The organism is Streptomyces sp. NPDC057963 (assembly GCF_042887155.1).
Taxonomy (GTDB): domain Bacteria; phylum Actinomycetota; class Actinomycetes; order Streptomycetales; family Streptomycetaceae; genus Streptomyces.
Genome location: NZ_JBHVPX010000003.1, coordinates 99056 through 118347 on the forward strand (window position 1 = coordinate 99056; position 19292 = coordinate 118347).

At 70.1% G+C, this 19292-nt stretch carries 17 protein-coding genes; 9 read left to right on the forward strand and 8 right to left on the reverse strand.

Annotated elements, in window-relative coordinates:
* The 4 genes from ACFVT1_RS07605 to ACFVT1_RS07620 are packed head-to-tail and all read left to right on the forward strand — an operon-like array spanning window position 1 to window position 4212.
* A complete protein-coding gene (locus tag ACFVT1_RS07605; RefSeq protein WP_389793443.1) occupies window positions 1-975 on the forward strand; it encodes an amino acid ABC transporter permease in 975 nt (324 codons plus the stop codon).
* Window positions 972-1745, forward strand: a complete 774-nt coding sequence (locus tag ACFVT1_RS07610) for an amino acid ABC transporter ATP-binding protein (protein ID WP_389793444.1) — start codon at window positions 972-974, stop codon at window positions 1743-1745. Before ACFVT1_RS07605 ends, ACFVT1_RS07610 begins: the two co-directional genes overlap by 4 nt.
* Window positions 1745-3370, forward strand: coding sequence for an amidohydrolase family protein (locus ACFVT1_RS07615; protein ID WP_389793445.1), 1626 nt, complete (start codon window positions 1745-1747; stop codon window positions 3368-3370). The genes ACFVT1_RS07610 and ACFVT1_RS07615 overlap by 1 nt, the downstream gene beginning before the upstream one ends.
* Window positions 3367-4212 (forward strand): serine hydrolase, encoded by an 846-nt coding sequence (locus tag ACFVT1_RS07620; RefSeq protein ID WP_389793446.1) that lies wholly within the window; start codon window positions 3367-3369, stop codon window positions 4210-4212. The genes ACFVT1_RS07615 and ACFVT1_RS07620 overlap by 4 nt, the downstream gene beginning before the upstream one ends.
* A 185-nt stretch (window positions 4213-4397) precedes the next feature.
* Here the strand turns inward: ACFVT1_RS07620 and ACFVT1_RS07625 are convergent, their stop codons facing one another.
* The 3 genes from ACFVT1_RS07625 to ACFVT1_RS07635 form a co-directional block, all read right to left on the reverse strand.
* Window positions 4398-5321, reverse strand: coding sequence for a LysR family transcriptional regulator (locus ACFVT1_RS07625; protein WP_389793447.1), 924 nt, complete (start codon window positions 5319-5321; stop codon window positions 4398-4400).
* Window positions 5322-5493: 172 nt separating this feature from the next.
* Window positions 5494-6813 carry a diaminopimelate decarboxylase gene (gene lysA / locus ACFVT1_RS07630; protein WP_389793448.1) on the reverse strand — a complete coding sequence of 440 codons (1320 nt, stop codon included), beginning with the start codon at window positions 6811-6813 and terminating at the stop codon, window positions 5494-5496.
* A 398-nt stretch (window positions 6814-7211) separates the two neighbouring features.
* Window positions 7212-7664 carry a pyridoxamine 5'-phosphate oxidase family protein gene (locus ACFVT1_RS07635; RefSeq protein ID WP_389794049.1) on the reverse strand — a complete coding sequence of 151 codons (453 nt, stop codon included), beginning with the start codon at window positions 7662-7664 and terminating at the stop codon, window positions 7212-7214.
* Between the two features lie 297 nt (window positions 7665-7961).
* On the opposite strand from ACFVT1_RS07635, the gene ACFVT1_RS07640 reads away from it, so the two are divergent.
* Window positions 7962-8441, forward strand: coding sequence for a hypothetical protein (locus ACFVT1_RS07640; RefSeq protein WP_389794050.1), 480 nt, complete (start codon window positions 7962-7964; stop codon window positions 8439-8441).
* Window positions 8438-9118 carry a vitamin K epoxide reductase family protein gene (locus ACFVT1_RS07645; RefSeq protein WP_389793449.1) on the forward strand — a complete coding sequence of 227 codons (681 nt, stop codon included), beginning with the start codon at window positions 8438-8440 and terminating at the stop codon, window positions 9116-9118. Before ACFVT1_RS07640 ends, ACFVT1_RS07645 begins: the two co-directional genes overlap by 4 nt.
* Here ACFVT1_RS07645 and ACFVT1_RS07650 read toward each other — a convergent pair.
* Window positions 9069-10403: a globin domain-containing protein gene (locus tag ACFVT1_RS07650; protein WP_389793450.1), complete on the reverse strand. Its 1335-nt coding sequence runs from the start codon at window positions 10401-10403 to the stop codon at window positions 9069-9071. The genes ACFVT1_RS07645 and ACFVT1_RS07650 overlap by 50 nt on opposite strands.
* 157 nt (window positions 10404-10560) lie before the next feature.
* Between ACFVT1_RS07650 and ACFVT1_RS07655 the strand changes: the two genes are divergently transcribed.
* The gene (locus tag ACFVT1_RS07655) at window positions 10561-11394 is read left to right on the forward strand and encodes a response regulator (protein ID WP_389793451.1); all 834 of its coding nucleotides are present in this window, start codon (window positions 10561-10563) and stop codon (window positions 11392-11394) included.
* Window positions 11395-11407: 13 nt separating this feature from the next.
* On the opposite strand, the gene ACFVT1_RS07660 is transcribed toward ACFVT1_RS07655, so the two are convergent.
* A complete protein-coding gene (locus ACFVT1_RS07660; protein ID WP_389793452.1) occupies window positions 11408-13102 on the reverse strand; it encodes a GAF domain-containing protein in 1695 nt (564 codons plus the stop codon).
* Between the two features lie 530 nt (window positions 13103-13632).
* Here ACFVT1_RS07660 and ctaD point away from each other — a divergent pair.
* Both ctaD and ACFVT1_RS07670 read left to right on the forward strand, forming a co-directional pair.
* Complete coding sequence (ctaD, locus tag ACFVT1_RS07665) at window positions 13633-15426, forward strand: cytochrome c oxidase subunit I (protein ID WP_389793453.1); 1794 nt, start codon at window positions 13633-13635, stop codon at window positions 15424-15426.
* A 47-nt stretch (window positions 15427-15473) separates the two neighbouring features.
* The gene (locus tag ACFVT1_RS07670) at window positions 15474-15836 is read left to right on the forward strand and encodes a hypothetical protein (RefSeq protein ID WP_389793454.1); all 363 of its coding nucleotides are present in this window, start codon (window positions 15474-15476) and stop codon (window positions 15834-15836) included.
* Between the two features lie 111 nt (window positions 15837-15947).
* On the opposite strand, the gene ACFVT1_RS07675 is transcribed toward ACFVT1_RS07670, so the two are convergent.
* The 3 genes from ACFVT1_RS07675 to ACFVT1_RS07685 form a co-directional block, all read right to left on the reverse strand.
* Window positions 15948-16496 (reverse strand): FABP family protein, encoded by a 549-nt coding sequence (locus tag ACFVT1_RS07675; protein WP_389793455.1) that lies wholly within the window; start codon window positions 16494-16496, stop codon window positions 15948-15950.
* 705 nt (window positions 16497-17201) lie between these two features.
* The gene (locus tag ACFVT1_RS07680) at window positions 17202-17567 is read right to left on the reverse strand and encodes a hypothetical protein (protein ID WP_389793456.1); all 366 of its coding nucleotides are present in this window, start codon (window positions 17565-17567) and stop codon (window positions 17202-17204) included.
* Window positions 17568-17680: 113 nt separating this feature from the next.
* Entirely contained in the window at window positions 17681-19138 is a 1458-nt protein-coding gene (locus ACFVT1_RS07685) for a helix-turn-helix domain-containing protein (RefSeq protein ID WP_389793457.1), read from the reverse strand.
* Window positions 19139-19292 lie beyond the last annotated feature (154 nt).

Consider the following 19292-nt stretch of genomic DNA (forward strand, 5'->3'; position numbering starts at 1 on the left):
ATGACCGATCAGAAGATGTCCGGCGCCGCCCCCGGTCCGGCCCCGGCGGGCACCACCGAAGCGGTACCACTGGACGAGGACCTCACCCTCCAGGTGAGCCGGCGCCCCCGTCCCGGCCGCTGGCTGGCTGTCCTCGCCGCCGCGCTGTTCGCGGTCTGGCTCGCCTACACGATCATCGTCAATCCCAACCTGCACTGGGACATCGTCGCCAAGTACCAGTTCGACAGCGTGATCCTCAACGGTCTCGCGGTGACCATTCAGCTCACCCTCGTCTCGATGGCCGTCGGCATCGCCATCGGAGTCGTCGTCGCGGTGATGCAGCTCTCGGACAGCCCGGTTCTGCGTCTCACCGCCAGTGCGTACACCTGGTTCTTCCGAGGCACCCCGCTGCTTGTCCAGCTCATCTTCTGGTTCAACCTGGCCCTGTTGTTCCCGGTGATCAGCATCGGTGTCCCGTTCGACGGGCCGAAACTCATCAGCTGGCAGTCCAACCAGGTCATCACCGGGTTCGTGGCTGCGCTGCTCGGCCTCTCCATCAACGAGGGTGCCTACATGGCCGAGATCGTGCGGGCGGGCATGCAGAGCGTGGACCCCGGGCAGCGTGAAGCGGGTGCGTCCATCGGCATGTCGAACCGTCAGATCCTGTCCCGGGTCATCCTTCCGCAGGCGATGCGGGTGATCATCCCGCCCTTCGGCAACCAGTTCATCTCCATGCTCAAGACGACCTCGCTGGTCTCGGTCATCGCGGGCGCCGATCTGATGACCGTCTCCCAGCACCTGTATCTCGCCAACTTCGAGGTGGTGGCGCTGCTGATGGTGGCTTCCCTCTGGTATCTGGTCCTCACGACGATCGCCAGCATCGGCCAGCACGCCGTCGAACGCCGCTACAGCCCCGGCGCCGCCCCGCCGCTGCGGCGCAGAGTCCTGGCGAATCTCGTACCCGGTCGTGGCACCAGGAAGGGGGCAGCGGCATGAACGACGTGATCCTCAGGGCCCGTGGGGTCCGCAAGCGATTCGGTGACACCGAGGTGCTGAAGGGCATCGATCTCGATGTCCGCAGCGGTGAGGTGCTGTGTGTCATAGGCCCTTCCGGGTCCGGCAAGTCGACGCTGCTGCGCTGCTTCAACCACCTTGAGCAGATCGACGCGGGACGGGTGTGGATGGACGGTGAACTGATCGGCTACGAACAGCACGGCCCGTCCGGCCGCGTCCTGCGTGAGAGGCGCCCCCGTGACGTCCGACGCCAGCGCGAGCGGATCGGGATGGTGTTCCAGCGGTTCCATCTGTTCCCGCACCGCACAGCGGTGCAGAACGTGATGGAGGGGCCCGTCGCCGTCAAGGGCCGCTCCCGTGCGCAGGCCGAGAAGCAGGGCCGGGAGCTGCTGGACAGCGTCGGTCTCGCGGACCGGGCGGACCACTACCCGGGGCAGCTGTCCGGCGGGCAGCAGCAGCGTGTGGCGATCGCCCGCGCACTGGCCATGGAGCCGGCGCTCATGCTCTTCGACGAACCCACCTCCGCTCTCGATCCCGAACTCGTCGGCGAAGTCCTGGGCGTCATGCGCGACCTGGCCGGCAGCGGTATGACGATGGTCGTCGTCACTCACGAGATGGGCTTCGCCCGCGAGGTCGCCGACCGTGTCCTGTTCATGGATCAGGGTGCCGTCGTCGAAGCCGGGAGCCCGGACGTCCTGTTCACCGACCCGCGGCACGAACGCACGCGGGCCTTCCTTGCGACGGTGCTGTGATGGGCCGCCCGCTGGATCTGCTGCTGCGCGGCGGCACGCTCGTCGACGGAACCGGCGCACCCGCCAGGGAGGCGGACATCGCGGTGGCGGACGGACGGATCACCGTACTCCCCGCCGGTACCCCGGCCTCGGCCGCCGAGAGCCTGGACGTGACCGGCCAGGTCGTCACTCCCGGCTTCATCGATGTGCACACGCACTCCGACGCCCTCGCGGCGCCCCATGGCGCCGACGGCACCGCCACAGCGGAGCCGGTCGACGAACTCCGCCTCGCACCGCTGCTCCAGGGCGTCACCACGGAGATCTCCGGCAACTGCGGGACGAGCCTGTTCCCCTCGCTTCCGGAGCGGCTGCCGGTACTGGCCGAGCATCTCAGGGTGACGTTCGGGCTCGGACCGGTACGGCCCGCGGTGGACTTCGACGCGTTCGCCGCCGGACAGGACCTCGCGCTGCGCCGCACCCACATCGCCTCGCTCGTCGGCCACGGAACGCTGCGCGCCGGGGTGATGGGCTTCGAGGCCCGTCCGCCGCGGCCCGGCGAACTGGACACCATGTGCGCGCTGCTGGACCGGGCGCTGCGCCAGGGCGCGGCCGGCCTGTCCACCGGGCTGATCTACCCTCCCGGCACCTACGCCGACACCGAGGAGATCGTCGCGCTGGCCAGGGTCGCCGCGCGTCACGGCAAGCCCTACGTCACTCATCTGCGCGACGAGATGTCACAGGTGGAATCCGCCCTGGAGGAAGCACTGGAGATCGCGGTGCGCTCCGGCGCCCCCCTGCAGATCTCCCATCACAAGACCGCCGGCCGGCACGCCTGGGGCGCCACGCTGCGCACCCTGCCCCGGCTGGAGCAGGCCCGCGCCGAAGGCGTGGACGTCCTGTGCGACGTCTATCCGTACACCGCGGGAAGCACCGTCCTGCACGCCATGCTGCCACCGTGGACGAGCGAGGGGGGCGTCGGGGCCCTGCTGGAACGGCTGAGCCGGGCCGATGCGCGCGACCGGATCCGGACGGACATCGCTCAGGGCGTCAGGGGGTGGGAGAACACCGTGGGCAACGGCGGCTGGGACCTCATCACGGTGGCCGCCGCCCAGGCGCACCCGGAGGCCGAGGGCCGCAGCATCGCCGACCTCGCCGCCGAGCGCGGTGTCCACCCGGTCGACTACGCGTGCGACCTGCTGCTGGCCGAGCAGGGCGAGGTGACCATCATCAGCCACTCCATGCGCGAGGACGACGTCCGTCGGGTGATCGCCAGTCCGCTGTCGATGATCGGCTCGGACGGTGTTCCCAAACCCGGTCGGCCGCACCCCCGTTGGGCGGGGAGTTTCGCCCGCGTGCTCGGCCACTACGGCCGTGACCAGCGACTGGTGCCGCTGGAGACCGCGGTGCACAAGATGACCGGTCTGCCGGCCCGGCGGTTCGGGCTCAGCGGCCGCGGAGTGGTCCGCGACGGTGCCATGGCCGATCTGGTCGTCCTCGACCCGGAATCGGTACGCGACAGGGCCACGTTCGACCAACCGCTGCTGGCCCCCGAAGGCATCGATACCGTTGTGGTGGCGGGACGGGTGGCCGTGCGGAGCGGCTGCCCGACCGCGCGGCGGGCGGGGGAAGTGGTGAGGATCCGATGAGTCTGGCCCAGGTGGCAGCGGCGGCGCGGCGCTCGGCCGCGCTGCCGCTCACCCTGGCCGTCGCCGCCGTCGACATCGACGGCGGCGAGACGGTGGGGGTCGACGAACACACGGTGCTGCCGGTCGCCTCCGCCTCGAAGCTGCTGCTGCTCGCCGAGGTCTCACGCCGGCTGGACACCGGCGAACTGCTCGCCGACCGGACCGTCGAAATCCTCGCCGAGGACGTGGCGCAGGGTACCGGCCTGCTGCACCGGATGAGCGGACGCGGCTGGACCGTCGAGGACCTGGCCTGGCTGACCGCCTCGGTCAGCGACAACAGCGCCACCAACGCGCTGCTCCGCCTGGTGGGCCGCGAGTCCACGGCCCGGCTGGCGGAGCAGCTCGGGCTCGAACGCCTCACGCTCCACGACAAGGTCCGCGACATCCGGGGCCCGGATGTGCCGCCCGTCTTCGCCACCGGCACCGCGAAGGACCTGGCACGGCTGGTGACACATGCGGTACGCGGCACGATGAGCTCCCCGGCGGCCTCCGCACGGCTGCTGCACTGGATGCGCGCCAACACCGACCACGGTCTGGTCCCCGCGCTGGTGGACCACGACCCCTACGCCCCCGGTTTCCCGGACCCGTTGCCCGACGGGCTTCTGGTGGCCAACAAGACGGGCACCGACACCGGAGTGCGCGCCGATGCCGGGGTCATCGTCGGGGCACGTCGGCTGGCGTACGCGGTGGTGGCGCACTGGGAGCAGGCGCTGGGCCCCAGCACCGAGCGGGCCGCGGTGCAGGCCATCCGGGACGTCGGCCGCATTCTCGCGGCCTGTGCCCGGCGTCGGACCGCCGTATGAGGGGCGGGCCCCCGAATTCGCCGGGGCGGGGGGGCCCGCACGGCAAACGCGCCCGGAGGCCGGCCCGGACACGGGCCGGCCTCCGGTCCGTCCACCGGAACCACGTAGCAGCACGCCCCCACCGGAACCACCCAGCAGCACGCCCCCCATCACCACCGGAACCACGCGGCGGCACGCCCCGCCGGTCAGGACCACTGCATCTCCAACAGCGACCGGATCTCCTCGGCGGCCGACCGCAGCTCCGCGAGGAAGATCCGCAGCAGGGGGTTGCGGTTGGTCGGCCGGGTGGCGACCCCGATCCTCCGGTGCAGTTGGGGGTGGTCCAGTCGGCAGACGTGCACTCCTGCCGTGTCGCCGATCCCGAGGGCCGGGACGAGTGCGATGCCCATTCCGGCGCGCGCCAGGTTGATCGTGACCTGGTAGTGATCGCTGCGGCAGTGGACCCGCGGCCGGAACCCCTCGGCCGCACAGGCGCGTTCCAGGACCGGTTCGCCGGTATGACCGCCGTGTGTACCGATCCAGCTCTCCCCCTCCAGGGCGGACAGCCGCACCTCGGTGCGCCGCCCGAGGGGGTGCCGCAGCGGAAGGATCACCAGCTGGGGCTCGTCGAAGAACATCTCCACATCCACGGTCGCCTGTCGGCACCAGGGGTCCAGCGGATGTTCGAAGACGACCACCGCATCCAGCCGTCCCGCCTCCAGATCGGGCACCAGCTCGTGCGGCTGTCCCAGGATCAGCTCCAGCTCGACCTGGGGCCGCTCGGCCGCGAAGGCCGACAGCGCCCGGGGCAGCAGCTCCAGGCCCGAGGAAGCGAAGAAGCCCAGCCGCAGGACCCCGGCCTCTCCCCCGGAGTGCGCCCGCAGGTCGTCCTGGGCGACTGCCATCAGGTCGGCGACGGCCTGCGCGTGCTCGGCCAGTCGCGCACCGGCTGCCGTCAGCCGCAGGCTCTGCGGCTGACGTTCCACCAATGCCACCCCCAGCTCCTGCTCCAGCCGGGCGAGTTGGTGCGAGATCGCGGACGGACTCAGATGCAGAGCCTGGGCCGCGGCCACGATGGTGCCCGTGCGGGCTATGTGCAGCAGGACGAGCAGTCGGGCACTGTTCAGCATCGGGTCAGACTAAGGGCTTCACGTCATCCCTGGTGGATCGGCGTGCGGCGTCGGATGCGGTGCGTCGCCAGGCGGAGGGACGCCCGAACACTGGGTGTGTTCGGGCGTCCCGACAACGCGGCGAGGCGCCGTAGCCGACGCCGCACGCCCGCCAGGGTTCACGCCGCAGCCCTCAGGCCGTGGCGGCGCACTGCGGCGCCACGGGCCGGGCGGGCTCGTCCACGTCCAGGCGCAACAGGTCCTCCTCGGTCTCCCGGCGCACCACGGTGCGGGCACGGCCGTCGGACACGAAGACGACAGCCGGGCGCGGCAGCTTGTTGTAGTTGGACGCCATGGCATACCCGTAGGCGCCCGTGACGGGCGTGGCCAGGAGGTCGCCCACTCCGACTCCGGCGGGCAGGGCGGCTTCGTCGACGATCACGTCGCCGCTCTCGCAGTGCTTGCCGACCAGCCGTGCCCGCAGCGGCCTCGGTGCGTGCGGACAGCGCGGCAGGAACACCTCGTAGCGGCTGCCGTAAAGGGCAGGGCGCAGGTTGTCGCTCATTCCGCCGTCGACGCTGACATACGTCCGCACGCCCTCGATCCGCTTGATCGTGCCCACCCGGTACAGGGTCAGCCCCGCGCGGGCGGCAATGGATCTGCCGGGCTCCACCGTCACTTCGCCGCCCCAGCCCGCATCGCGCACCGCGGTGCGTACCCGGGCCGCCCAGTCGGCGAACGAGGGTACGGTCTGCTCCGCCTCGTAGGCGACACCGAGGCCGCCGCCGACGGTGAGCCGGTGTACCCGTTCCTCCGCCGCGAACCGCGCCACGGCAGCGGCGCCCGCCGCGAGCTCCGCCGTGTCCAGCACCTGGGAGCCCACATGCGCGTGAACGCCTTCCAGGATCATCGCCGGGGAACCGGCGGCCCGCCGCACGGCGGCCGCGGCGGTTCCGCGGGCGAGGCCGAACCCGAACTTCGAATCGTCACCCCCGGTCCTGATCGCCTCGTGCGCACCTGCGGCAACACCCGGCGCCACTCGCAACTGAATGCGGACCGGCGGCAGTTCTTCCTTGGCGTGCAGGTACTCGATGCGGTCCATCTCGTCGAAGCTGTCGACCACCACGTGCCGCAGCCCGGCCGACATCGCCGTGCGCAGCTCCGACTCGTCCTTGTTGTTGCCGTGCAGCACGATCCGCCCGGCCGGGACACCGGCGTGCAGCGCCACCCGCAGCTCGCCGCCGGAGGCGACATCGAGCAACAGCCCCTCCTCATGGGCCAGTCGCGCCATGGCCGTGCACAGGAACGCCTTGGAGGCGTAGGCGACATTGTCCGGGCCGAAGGCGGCGACCGCCTCGCGGCAGCGTCGGCGCAGGTGTTCCTCGTCGTAGACGAAGAGCGGCGTTCCGAAGCGCTGAGCGAGGTCGGAGAGCAGGACCCCTCCGACAGCGAGCCCTTCGGGACGGACCTCTGATGTGAAGGGCAGCAGACCCGTTTCGATGGCTGACGACATGATTCCTCCCCAGTTGGCCGGCTCCCGGCCATCCTGCGGCCTGCACGAGGGATCGGAAAAGCGCATTCTTCCGTGGCTGAGCCTCATGATTTTCGATGCTCATGTGCGAATCCCCTGCGCCCCTGGCCGTCCACCGCGAGCAGCGCAGGCCCCGTTCCCGTACGTGGATGAGGCGTCCGGGTCGGCGGGGTGCTGCCGACGGCGTGGGCGACGCGTGTGTGCGGCCGCGCATGCGCAGCCGGCCGGGCAGAGGCTCGCGCGCCCGGCCGGACGCCGTGCGGCAGACGCTTCGGCGCCCGTGCCCTGCGGAGCCTGCCTCGCTCCGGGCCACGGCTGCTCGGATCCGCGGTCGCGGTCCACAGCGCTCGTGCGCCGGCGCTCCGCAGGGGAGTACCGCGTCAGGCGACCAGCCGGATCCCGGTGACCAGATGGGGACGGATGCGTACCGCACGGTCCATCACCTGGTCCGACCAGGGGCGGAGCCGTCGCTGATAGCGCGCCAGAGCGTCCGGATCGGTGACCGGACGGCAGTACCCCGTGGCGACGGCGCTCCAGCCCAGGTGGGTCAGCGGATCGATGTCGTCGGCCTGGTAGGCGACCACGACTCCCCGCTCGCCGTGATCACGGGCCTGCGCGAACAGATCCGAGTCCTGATGGGTCAGGATGACGATCTGGCCGCGGTCCAGCAGATGGTTCACCGGTCGGACTGCGGGCAGCGCCCGCTGGGTGAAGACGATCCGCCCGAGCGGCGCCCGGCCGAGCAGGCTCAGGGCCTGGGTGCCTGTCAACTCGACCGTGCGGCGCGGCATGGTGGCCGCCGAACCGCGAAGCGGTGCCGCGTCCGACGGCATGGTCGCGTCCGTGCACACGGACGGCTGGGGCGACTGATGGCATGAGTGGTTCATGGGGGCTGCCTCGTCTCCTGGTCTGCTCACCTGCCGCACGAGTACATCGAGTGGCGCCGCCCCCGCACCAGGGCCGAACGGCCCCAGGGCCGAACGGCCCTAGTGGCGTGCGGCCTCCGATGGGTTCACTGCGGTGCATCGCATGCCACCGGCCGGTCCGACAGCGGCTCCGGGACCGGCCCGTGGCATGCGGGAGCGTGCGGTCGGATCGGACCGTACTGAAGTGTGCGGGAGGGGAACGTGGTGATCGCAGTCGTCGGGCACAGAGACCTGGGCAACGGGACTCTGGAACTGGTGGAAGCAGAACTGGGAGCGCGGCTGAAACAGCTGGCGGAAGGTGCGGCCGCTCTGGTGCGGGTCGGGTCGGGACTGCCACTGGTCTTCGGGCGCGCGGCACGGGAGGCCGGGCGGAAGCTGACGGTGATGCTGCCGGTCCAGGGTTCTGTTCCCAGTGTGCTGCCCGAGCGGGACCGGCGGGCCGCGGGCGAACTGCTGGTCCTGGCCGAGCAGGTGCGGCTTCTGCCTTTTGACCCGGCCGACCGCGACGCGTGTGTCGGCGCCGATGAACGTCTGGTGGAGACGTGCCGGACCCTGCTCGCCGTATGGGACGGATCACCGTCGGACGGCCGGGACGCCACCGCCCATCTGGTTGCCTTCGCGCGGGCGCGGGGGATCCGGGTGGAGGTCATCTGGCCGGACGGTTCCGTACGGGGGCGGCCATGACGGTGTCGGAGCGCGGAGCGGTGGGCGTGGTGGAAGGGTCCGAGGCCGATGGCCCGGTCTGCGCCGTCGCGTCCGGAACGGGCCACGACCGGGAGTGCGCCGGGGCGAGGCCGGGGTTCGGGTGGCTGCTGGTGATCACCGCCGCGCTCGGGCTGCTCGGCTCGTTCATGATCACGATCGACAAGTTCGAACTGCTCGCGGACCCCGGTTTCGTGCCCGCCTGCTCGCTGAGCCCCGTGGTGTCCTGCGCCAATGTGATGCGCAGCGAGCAGGCGTCGGTGTTCGGCTTTCCGAACCCGATCATCGGGCTGATCGCCTTCGGAGTGGTGATGGGAACCGGCGCGGGTCTGTTGGCGGGCGCGCGCTACCGGCGCTGGTACTGGCTGGGGCTGAACCTCGGCACGCTGCTCGGCGTCGGCTTCTGCATGTGGCTGATGACGCAGGCGCTGTACGACATCGGCGCCCTCTGCCTGTGGTGCGTGCTCGTATGGGTGGCCACCATCTTCATGTTCTGGCACACGACGGTGCACAACCTGCGCCATGGCGTCCTGCCCGTGCCACGTGCCCTGGTCGCGGCGGTACTGGAGTTCCCTCTCGTGGTACCGGTGACCTGGTGCCTGGTCATCGTCATGCTGATAGCAACCCGGTTCTGGTCGTACTGGCAGACATTTCTGTGACCTCGACGATGCCGGTGGCCTCGTGATGGATGTGCGCGGCCGGCACTCCGGCGGCGGCCAGCCTCGCGGAGACGGCCCGGTTCGGCTCCGTCATGGATGCCTCGGGGGCCAGGGCCAGAAAGGCGTGCTGCCGGGCGGCGGCCCCGGGACGCGGGGACAGTATCCCGTTCAGGGCCTGCAGCCCGGCACCCGCGGAGTGAGCAGCCGAGGCAGCGGCGATGACGGTCAGCCACGGGCGTCCGGGACGGAAGGCCTCCAGGTACGCCGCGTCGTACATCTCTTCGGGCGCGCCCCTCTCCTCCGGCGCGGCGGGACCCAGCAGCAGTCGCACCCGGTGCGCGCGGGAGCGTTCGGCGTCGATCCGCTGGAGCAGCGCCTTCATCGGAGCCCAGCCCGTACCGGAGGCGATCAGCAGAATGTCGGCGGTCGGAGATTGATCGGGCAGGACCAGTGCGCCGCGCGGTGCGCTGAGGCGGACAGCGCCGCCCTCGCGCGTACCGTGCACCAGGGCGTCGCTCACCCCGCCGGCGCCCCGCGCCCGTACATGGAACTCCAGCTCGCCGTCCGGATGCGGCGCGCGGGCCAGGTAGTAGGGGCGCCATGCCTGTTCCAGCTGCGGCGACTCCAAGGACGCGTACTGCCCGGCCTCGAAGGCGTAGGGCTGGTGGGGCCGTACCCGCAGCACCGCGAGATCGGGCGTGCGCAGTTCGTGCGAGGTCACTGTCGCGTCCCAGCTGGGCGGTTCTGCGATCGCCTCGTCCGCGCCCCTGACCATCGCCGAAACGGCCAGCCGCAGCATCCGCAGCCAGGCGTCCTCCAGCGCGCCGGTCCACCGGGCGCCCGCACGCATGCGCAGCGCCTCGATCAGCGCCGCCTCGAATGCCTCGAAGTGCGCGGGGCGCACACCGAGCTTGCGATGGTCGCGCCCCAACTGCGCGAAAACGCCGATCATCTCGTCCGTGCGGTGCAGGTTGCCGATCAGGTAGCGGAAGACCCCTACGAGATGGACCTGCTGGAACGCCATCGACTCGGGGAACAACGACCGCAGATACGGATGCCGCTCGAACAGAAGCCGGTACAGCTCGGCGATCAGCTCCTCCAGCGGGCTCACCAGTGGCAGGAAGTCGCTGATCAGCAGTTGGTCGGCCCTTCCGTCGTACGCCTGTGGGGCCTTGGCGCTCCACGGTTCGGAACGGCTGCCGGACGGGGCCAGGATGCGTCGTCGCAGCCGCATCGCGTCGTGCCGTGCGAGCAGTGCGTGGTAGTCCTCGCTCGGGGTGTTCATGGGCCGGTGACTCCTCGGAGCAGCGCAGTGGGGGGCAGGGAAACAGAGATGTCCGTAGCGCCCGGACGATCTTGGCGGCGTCAGTATGGCACCGCGTCCAGCCCGCTGACCGGCCCCGGCCACAGGGCCTTTCGGCCCTGTTCACGGACCGTTCACCATGCTGTGGCACCCCGGCGGGACCAGGCCCGCGGACGGGCACATACTGGTTCCCGCCCACCCCTTCCCCGAACCGATCGAGCATGGTGTGAACGAGTCCGCGAAGTCCCCCCTGAGCACGCCCCCGTCGCAGTCCGCTGCCCCCGTACGCGTCTTCATCCTCGACGACCACGAGGTCGTACGACGCGGCGTACGCGATCTGCTGGAGGCCGAGGACGGCATCGAGGTCGTCGGTGAGGCGTCCAACGCCCGGGAGGCGCTGGCCCGCGTACCGGCCAGCAGGCCGCAGGTCGCCGTGCTGGACGTACGCCTCGGCGACGACCAGGGCGGTGACCACGCCGGTATCGAGGTGTGCCGGGAACTGCGTGCCCTGATGCCCGAACTCGCCTGTCTGATGCTGACGTCGTTCGATGACGACGAGGCGCTGTTCGACGCCATCATGGCGGGCGCCGCGGGATATGTGCTGAAGCAGATCAACGGGGCCGACCTGATCGCCGCCGTACGCACGGTCGCATCAGGCACGTCGATGCTCGATCCACGGACGACCGCCCGCGTGATGTCACGGCTGCGGGGCACTCAGCGCACCCCTGCCGAGGAGTCCGAGACGTCGGAACTGGACCGGCTCACACCCAGGGAGCGGCAGATCCTGGATCTCATCGGCGAGGGCCTCACCAACCGTGAGATCGCAGAACGTCTCTTCCTGGCCGAGAAGACCGTCAAGAACCGCATCTCCTCGATTCTCGCCAAACTGGGCGTGGGCCGTCGGATCCAGGCCGCGATGCTCGTCGGCCGGCTCAAGGACCGTCAGGGGCGGCCCCCGGTCCCGGGAATCTGACAGGCCTCCGGCCTCAGTCGTGGAGCGGCACGCGCCAGACGATCTGCGTTCCGCCGTCCGCCGGCTGTTCGATGGCCAGCGTGCCGCCGCACAGCTCCGCCCGCGTACGCATATTGGCCAGCCCTCCCAGTCGCCCGGCTGCCGGATCGCCGGCATCGGCCTCTGCCCCGGTCGTGCTCGCGCGCGCGACACCGTCCGGGATCCCGATGCCGTTGTCGGTGACGGTCAGGGTCACCGCGTCGTCGGCCGACAGCACGATGCCGATACGAGTCGCGCGGGCATGGCGAGAGGCGTTGGACACCGCCTCGGCGGCGACCGCCACCACGTGTTCGGCCAGTTCGTCCGGCACCATGGTGTCCACCGGCCCGTCGATCCGCATGGAGGGCCGGAAACCAAGGGCGTGTGCCGCCGTGCGAGCAGTCTCCGTCATCCGGTGCCGCAGCCCGCCGCGGCCCGAACCGTCCGCCGTCCGCAGGTCGAAGATGGTGGAACGGATGATCCGGATCGTGGTGTCCAGATCGTCCACCGCCCGGCTGACCCGCTCGGCCGCGTCCGGCCGGTCCGCGATGACACGCGTGGTGCTCTGGAGCGTCATCCCGGTCGCGAACAGCCGCTGAATGGCGAGATCGTGCAGATCTCGGGCGATCCGGTCCCGGTCGTGCATGACGGCGAGCTCCTCGGACTCGGCCCGCCTACGGGCCAGTTCCAGGGCGATGGCCGCCTGGTCGGCGAAACCCGAGACGAGCGCGACCTCGGTGTCGTCGAACGGCGGGCGGTCCACCGGACGCCCCAGGCGCAGCGCGCCCCGTGCGCCCGTGTCGACCTGCAGAGGCACCGTCACCACCGGCCCGAGACCGTCCTCGGCACCGTCGCCGAACGGATGAGCCCGGGGATCCGTTCGGACATCGGCGCAGTGCACCGGTGTCCCGGTACGGGCGGCGAGTCCGGCCAGTGATCCCCGCGCGGGTACGGACAGCCCAGTCACGCGTTCGGAATCCCTGCCGTGGGCGACGGCAACGGTGAGGCGGGCCTCGACCCCGGACGCCTCCGACGCACCGGAGGGGGACGCGGGCGGCGTCGGCAGCAGAATCGCGGCCCGGTCGGCCCCCGCCACCTCCATCGCCCGCTCGGCGATCAGTTGCAGCACCTCGTCGGCGTCCGTCCCCGAGAGCAGGGTGCGGGTGATCTCCCCCAGTGCCTCCAGGCGCCGCTCCCGGCGGCGGCTCTCGTCGTACATGCGGGCGTTGTCGATGGCGACCCCGGCCGCGATCGACAGGGTGGTCAGCACCGCCTCGTCATCGGCGTCGAAACTCACCCCGCCCCGTTTCTCGGTGAGATAGAGGTTGCCGAACACCTCGTCGCGAACCCGCACCGGCACCCCGAGGAAGGTGCGCATGGGGGGATGATGGGGCGGAAATCCGAAGCTGCGCGGATGGCTGCTCAGATCGGTGAGCCGCAGGGGTTCCGGGTGATGGATCAGCTCACCGAGGATGCCGCGCCCGCACGGCGTCTGGCCGATCACCGCGGCGAGCGGCTCCGATATGCCGACCGGCAGGAACTCCAGCAGCTTCTGCCCGTCCCCGACGATACCGAGCGCTCCGTACTCCGCGTCGGTCAGGGTCACCGCGGCCTCCACGATCCCGCGCAGCACCTCGGGCAGTTCCAGGCCCCGCCCCAGACTCATCACGGCGTCCAGCAGGCTGTGCATCCTGTCCGGCCGGCTGGGCTGGGGCCAGGGCGCCGGCCGGGGGCAGGAGGCTCCGGCCGAGTCGGGAGCGGAGGAGGCCGAGCCGGGCGAAGGGACTCCGGAGGGAGAACCGGACGCGGTGGGTGCTGTCTCTGTCATCGGGGTGCCGCTCTCTGGGTCCATCCGTGTGCCGTCTGCCGTCTGCCGGGAATCTGCTCACCGGATCACCTCAGGGCTGGGACCGGTCCACGGACGATCAGCCTACGACAGCCACGGGGGCCGGTGGTCCGTCGGTGCGTGCGCTCCCGTCGCGGGGACCGGCCCGGATCGGGCCGGTCGGCTGCCTGAGGGACCGGCAGTAGGGCCGTTCGGCCCCGCGGAAGGTGCCTGTCGGTCCCTGGAGGGCTTCGAGGGCCACGGCGAGCATGGTGCGGCCGGGAAGGTCCGGTCCGTCCCCTCGTGATCCGCCGGACCTTCCCGACCGCTCCCCGGATCCGCCCGTGCGGCCGGGGAGTGCCCGAAGAACCGCAAGAGCTGGAGGACACGGTCCGGTGGACGCAATGGAATCGCACGGCAATCAGGCCGCCCCCGCGCAGGGGCCCAAGCCCCCCGACCCCGGGGCCGCGGCCGCCGACGCGCACTCCACCAGGAACGGTCGCCCGGCCTCTCCGGCCGGCGCGGAGGAGAGGGCGACGCAACCCGGCACCGGGCTGCCGGGCCGTTCGTCCCGCGGGCGGATCGTCGTCTCGTGGCTCACCACGACCGACCACAAGCAGATCGGCACGCTCTATCTCGTCACCGCCTTCGTCTTCTTCCTGATCGGCGGCGCGATGGCACTCGTGATGCGTGCCGAGCTCGCCCGTCCCGGGACGCAGATCATCTCCAACGAGCAGTTCAATCAGGCATTCACCATGCATGGGTCGGTGATGCTGCTGCTGTTCGCGATGCCACTGTTCACGGGATTCGCCAATTGGCTCATGCCGCTTCAGATAGGTGCGCCCGATGTGGCGTTTCCGCGGCTGAACATGCTGGCGTACTGGTTGTTCCTCTTCGGTTCCCTGATCGCCGCCGCGGGTTTCCTCACTCCCCAGGGCGCCGCAGACTTCGGGTGGTTCGCCTATGCGCCGCTGTCCGACGCCACGCATTCCCCGGGCATCGGTGCCGACATGTGGATCATGGGCGTGGCGCTTTCCGGCTTCGGTTCCATTCTCGGAGCGGTGAACTTCATCACCACGATCATCTGCATGCGCGCCCCGGGAATGACCATGTTCCGCATGTCCATCTTCACCTGGAACGTGCTGCTGACCGCTGTACTCATCCTCCTGGTCTTCCCTGTCCTCGCCGCGGCGCTCTTCGCGCTGGAGATGGACCGCAAGTTCGGCTCGCACATCTTCGACCCCGCCAATGGGGGCGCGCTTCTGTGGCAGCACCTCTTCTGGTTCTTCGGTCACCCAGAGGTCTATGTACTGGCTCTGCCGTTCTTCGGCATCGTTTCCGAGATCGTTCCGGTCTTCTCCCGGAAGCCGATGTTCGGCTATATCGGTCTCGTCGCCGCGACGATCGCCATCGCCGGGCTGTCCGTCACCGTCTGGGCCCACCACATGTATGTCACCGGTGGTGTGCTCCTGCCCTTCTTCGCCTTCATGACCTTCCTGATCGCCGTGCCGACGGGAGTGAAGTTCTTCAACTGGATCGGCACGATGTGGAAGGGATCGCTGTCCTTCGAGGCGCCGATGCTGTGGACCACCGGATTCCTGATCACTTTCGTCTTCGGTGGACTGACGGGAGTCATCCTGGCCTCACCGCCCCTGGACTTCCATGTCTCCGACTCGTACTTCGTGGTCGCCCACTTCCACTACACGCTCTTCGGCACGGTGGTGTACGCGATGTTCGCCGGATTCCACTTCTGGTGGCCGAAGTTCACCGGCAAGATGCTCGACGAGCGCCTGGGCAAGATCACGTTCTGGGTGCTGACGGTCGGCTTCCACCTCACGTTCCTCGTGCAGCACTGGCTCGGGGCCGAGGGAATGCCGCGCCGGTATGCCGACTATCTCGCCGCTGACGGTTTCACCGCCCTCAACACCCTTTCCACCATCGGCTCATTCCTTCTCGGACTGTCGTTCCTGCCCTTCTTCTACAACGTCTGGAAGACCAGCCAGTACGGCAGGAAGGTCACCGTCGACGACCCCTGGGGATATGGCCGCTCCCTCGAATGGGCCACGTCCTGTCCTCCGCCGCGGCACAACTTCGTCGCCCTCCCCCGCATCCGCAGCGAGTCCCCGGCCTTCGACCTGCACCATCCGGAGATCGCCGCGCTCGAACTCGAACCCGCCGTACCGCACTGACCCCTCCGTCTCCCCCGCAAACCCCACCTTCAGGAGAGTGCTGTCCGATGTCCCACGGTGTTCTGGCGGTCGGTGTCGTCGCGTTCTTCGCATCAGGCAACGTCTGGTACCTGCCTGCCTATGTCGACTTGCGGGCGGGCCGCGACCGGCCTCGCTCCCGGCGTCTGGCCGCGGCCGCGGTGCTGGCCGGGTGGGGATCGGCGACCCTCACCATGCTCCTGCTGCTCGTGCCGGTCGCCCCGGCCGCGGTCGCGCTGGTGGCGGTCGCGGGCACCACCGCCGTGGTGTCCCTGGCCGTCCAGGCGTGGCTGCGGCGGGGCAAGGAGCAGCGAGAGGTGGAAGCCTGCTGGTCCGCGCTCTTTCCGGTGCGGACAGCCGGCCCGGTCGGGACCGGCGAGGACGAGCAGTGAGCCACCCCCGGTACACCGGAACACCTCACCGGCCTCGGCCCCGACCTACTCCGACTCGCCCCCGCCATCGTCTGCTTGAGGCGGCTCCCGGCCTCGTTCCGATTCGACCGGTCAGTCTCCGCGCCCGCGCCGAAGCTGTACCGACAGGTGGTGTTGCAGCGGCCGGCCGACCGCCGCGAGGTCGTGGACGAAGTCGAGCGTGTCGTCGTCCGTCAGGGTGTAGCGGCGGCGGGTGGCGCTGACCTCCTTGGCGGTGGGAGTGAGAGCGACCTGATGGGTGGTGAGGTCGACCGCGCCGTTGCTCGCACGGCCGGTCAGGATCTCCGCGACACCGGTGGGCTGAGTGATCAATGCCTCCACGCCCCCGTCCGGCTGCATCCGCCACCAGCCGCTCTCCCGAGCCGACGGGCGCAGCGGTTCACCGTCCGCGTCGAGGAGCCAGGCGCGCGCCTCGTAGTGGAGGAAAGGCCGCCCGTCGTGGCTGAAGGTGACCTCCTGCGCGTACACGAATTCCTCGGCGAGCGTCGGGTACCCGCCGCGGCCCCGGCCGGCCCAGGTGCCCAGGAACCCGATCAGCGGCACGAGCAGTGCATGCGGCGCAGGTGCTTCGTCCGGGCGCAGGGCGTCGGGATACGGGTGCTTGTGGACGGGGTCGGACATGAGGTGCGCTCCTGGGTCGAGGCCGGTGCCGAGTGGCAGCCTAAGCCTCGATCCACCGACGTGCTGTGAAGGTGATTTCTTGATTGTTTGGTGAGTGGGTTTCGGTCGGTGGTCGTGGGTGGGCAGGTTGTTTCCGCTGGTCTGCCCAGCTTTTCCACGGGTTCGGTTCCGGTCGAGCCTCTGGCGGGCGGGTTGGTCAGGGACGGTCAGGCGGGTGCGGGTGGGTCGTGGACGGTGTCGAAGAGGTGTGTCCAGGTCACGGACCCGTCGCACGATCAGCCGGGCGGTGACCCGCTCCGCTTTCCCTCGGCTCGCGAAGGCGGTGTACTGGGGTGTCTCGGCGACTTCGGCGTCCGAGATGAGTTCACCGGTCTCGGGGCGGGCACCGCGGTCGGGTAGGTGATGGGTTGCCAGGCGTCCTCGGGAATGCTGTGGACGGCTCGTTTGATGGAGGGGTTCATGCCGGTGGTGATCGAGAAGTGGGCTCCGGCCCGGCGGCAGGCCGCGATGACCCCGGCGTTGCAGAACTGCGAGTCCGCTCGCAGGATCCGGGTCCCGGTGGGGCGCCGTTTCCGTCCTGTCGTACTCAGGACCGGCCCGGGTCCTGCCGAAGGGCATGCGGCCACGCCGTTACGGATGGCAGCCCGAAGGCCCGTACCGAGCAGACTTCTGCCACCCGATACAGGCCCTCGTGGTTATGCGGGATCAGTCGTTCCAGACGTCGCCCTTGAAGTCGCCGCCGGTACCCCGCTCGTAGTAGTGCTGCCCGTACAGGCCGCCCACGCAGGTCTGCTGGTAGCGATATGCGTTGGTGGCGATGGAGCCGACCATCACGCCCGTGTCGGCGTCCCACAGCTCGGCCCGGCCCCAGTAGCTGAGGGCCTTGTGCGTGCCGCCGAAGCAGACCTGGTGGTTGCCGTTGGCCGGGATGCTGCCGCTGGTGCACACGTTGCCGCCCCAGCTCTCGCAGGTCGCACTCGCCGCGCTCGCAGGCGAGGCAACGATCCCGATGGTCACAGCGGCCATGGTGGAGGCCATCAGGCCGAGTCGGGCGAATCGATTCTTCTTCATGTTCGTTCCTCCGTTCGGCGAGCCGGCCGGCGCCGGCCTCGACGAGCTCAACCTATGAACGAACGCCTTCCCTCCGGTATCTCATCGGTGCACGGTTGCCGGGCAGGCGACAGTTACGCATGCACGGTCGGGCTCTCCAGAGCGAGGAAGGCCAGCACGGCCTCGTACACGTCCGGGCCGCCCGCCGTCAGCTCCCTCCCCAGCAATGCCTCGGCGCTCCGCAGGTGCTCGCGGACCGTCTGGGGGTGGAGGCCGAGCCTCCCCGCAGTCGCCTCGACCCCGCAGTCGGCGCAGATCCAGGCTCTGAGCGTCCGGTGCAAGTCGCGGGCGTCGGTGTCGAGCGGGCCCAGGAAGTCCCGGGCCCACGCCCGTCCGGTATCCGTCCCTATCAGCGCCGGCAGGTCCGGGACCGGGCCGCAGCATCCCGGTGCGGTGGGCCGGTCCCCCAGTTGCAGGGCAACATACAGAGCGGTGCGTACATGTACGTCGTGCGGGTTCACGCCCAGGAGTTCACCTGCCCGCTCCATTCGCGACCGGACGGTGTTGCGGCTGACCCCCATGATCTTCGCTGTCCGCACGGCGGTGAATCTCAGCGCCAGGCCCATCGTCGACAGCATCTGGGCCCTGGCCCGCTCCGGCAGTGCGTCCAGCGGCCGCAGCAGGTGCGATGCCCAGCGTGCTGCCTCGGCAGTGGGCAGCAGATCCATCGGCTCCGTACGGGCAGTGTGGCCCGCGCGGCGGGCGGGCAGGTGCCGGGCGGCAACCAGGTTGCGGTAGGCGTCGTCGTAGGCCGTCGCCACGTGCGCCAGCGCGTGGTGGTGGCTGCGTCCCAGGATCACCCGCGGATGGCGGACGACGTAGTCGGACAAGTCGCGTCCAACGCAGTCGGGAGCCCTCATATCAGCGACGGGCACCACCACGATCACATGGTTGTCGAAAGCGGGACACGGGACTACGAGGGCCCGGTCGGCGGTCAACTCCGCACAGTCGCTGGCAACCCGGGCCCGTTCGGCCACCGGCATCTCCAGCAGGGCCATCCAGGCCCAGTCCGCGTCCAGCAGTCCCGGATTCATCCCGGCCGCAGTGCGCTGGGCCAGGACCACGTCCCCGCCCATCAGCAACTGCAGCACAGCGGAGCGCAACTGGAGCGAACGCACCTCCCATTCCCGTCGCTCCGCTTCGGCCTCCGCCACTCGCAGCACCAAGTCGAGGACTACTGCGGCATGGCCCGCCAGCGCAGCATCCTCCCCGTCCAACGGGCAGGACCGGGTGATGACGAGGACGCGGTACGGTGGCTCACCGCCCAAGGCAACCACCCGGGTGTGGCCTTCCGGTCCGGAAACCACGGCCGACCCCAATTCCCCCTTGACCACAGCCCGCACCTCGGGTCTGCGGTCCGCCTCGCCGGCGCGGACGACCTCGGTGGTGCCCCCGAGTGTCCGGGCCAGCCAGGTCGTGGTGCGGCGCGCCGCCGCCTCCGCTCCGTCGGCCCCGACACGCGCGTGCCGCAGGAGTTCCGTCAACCGTACGGTCGACAGTTTCGCGCCGCCTGCCGCCTTCGCCAAACCCATTCTGTGTCCATCTCCCCCCGAAGAATTGCGCCGCACCGCACTGAGCCCCCGCCAACTTGAAGTCACAGGTCAAAGGGCTGGTGTGACGATCTTCCGGAGTACTCGCGCTGGTCGTGGGCGGCAGTCTGCGGAGTAGATCGTTTGCCAGCGTGTT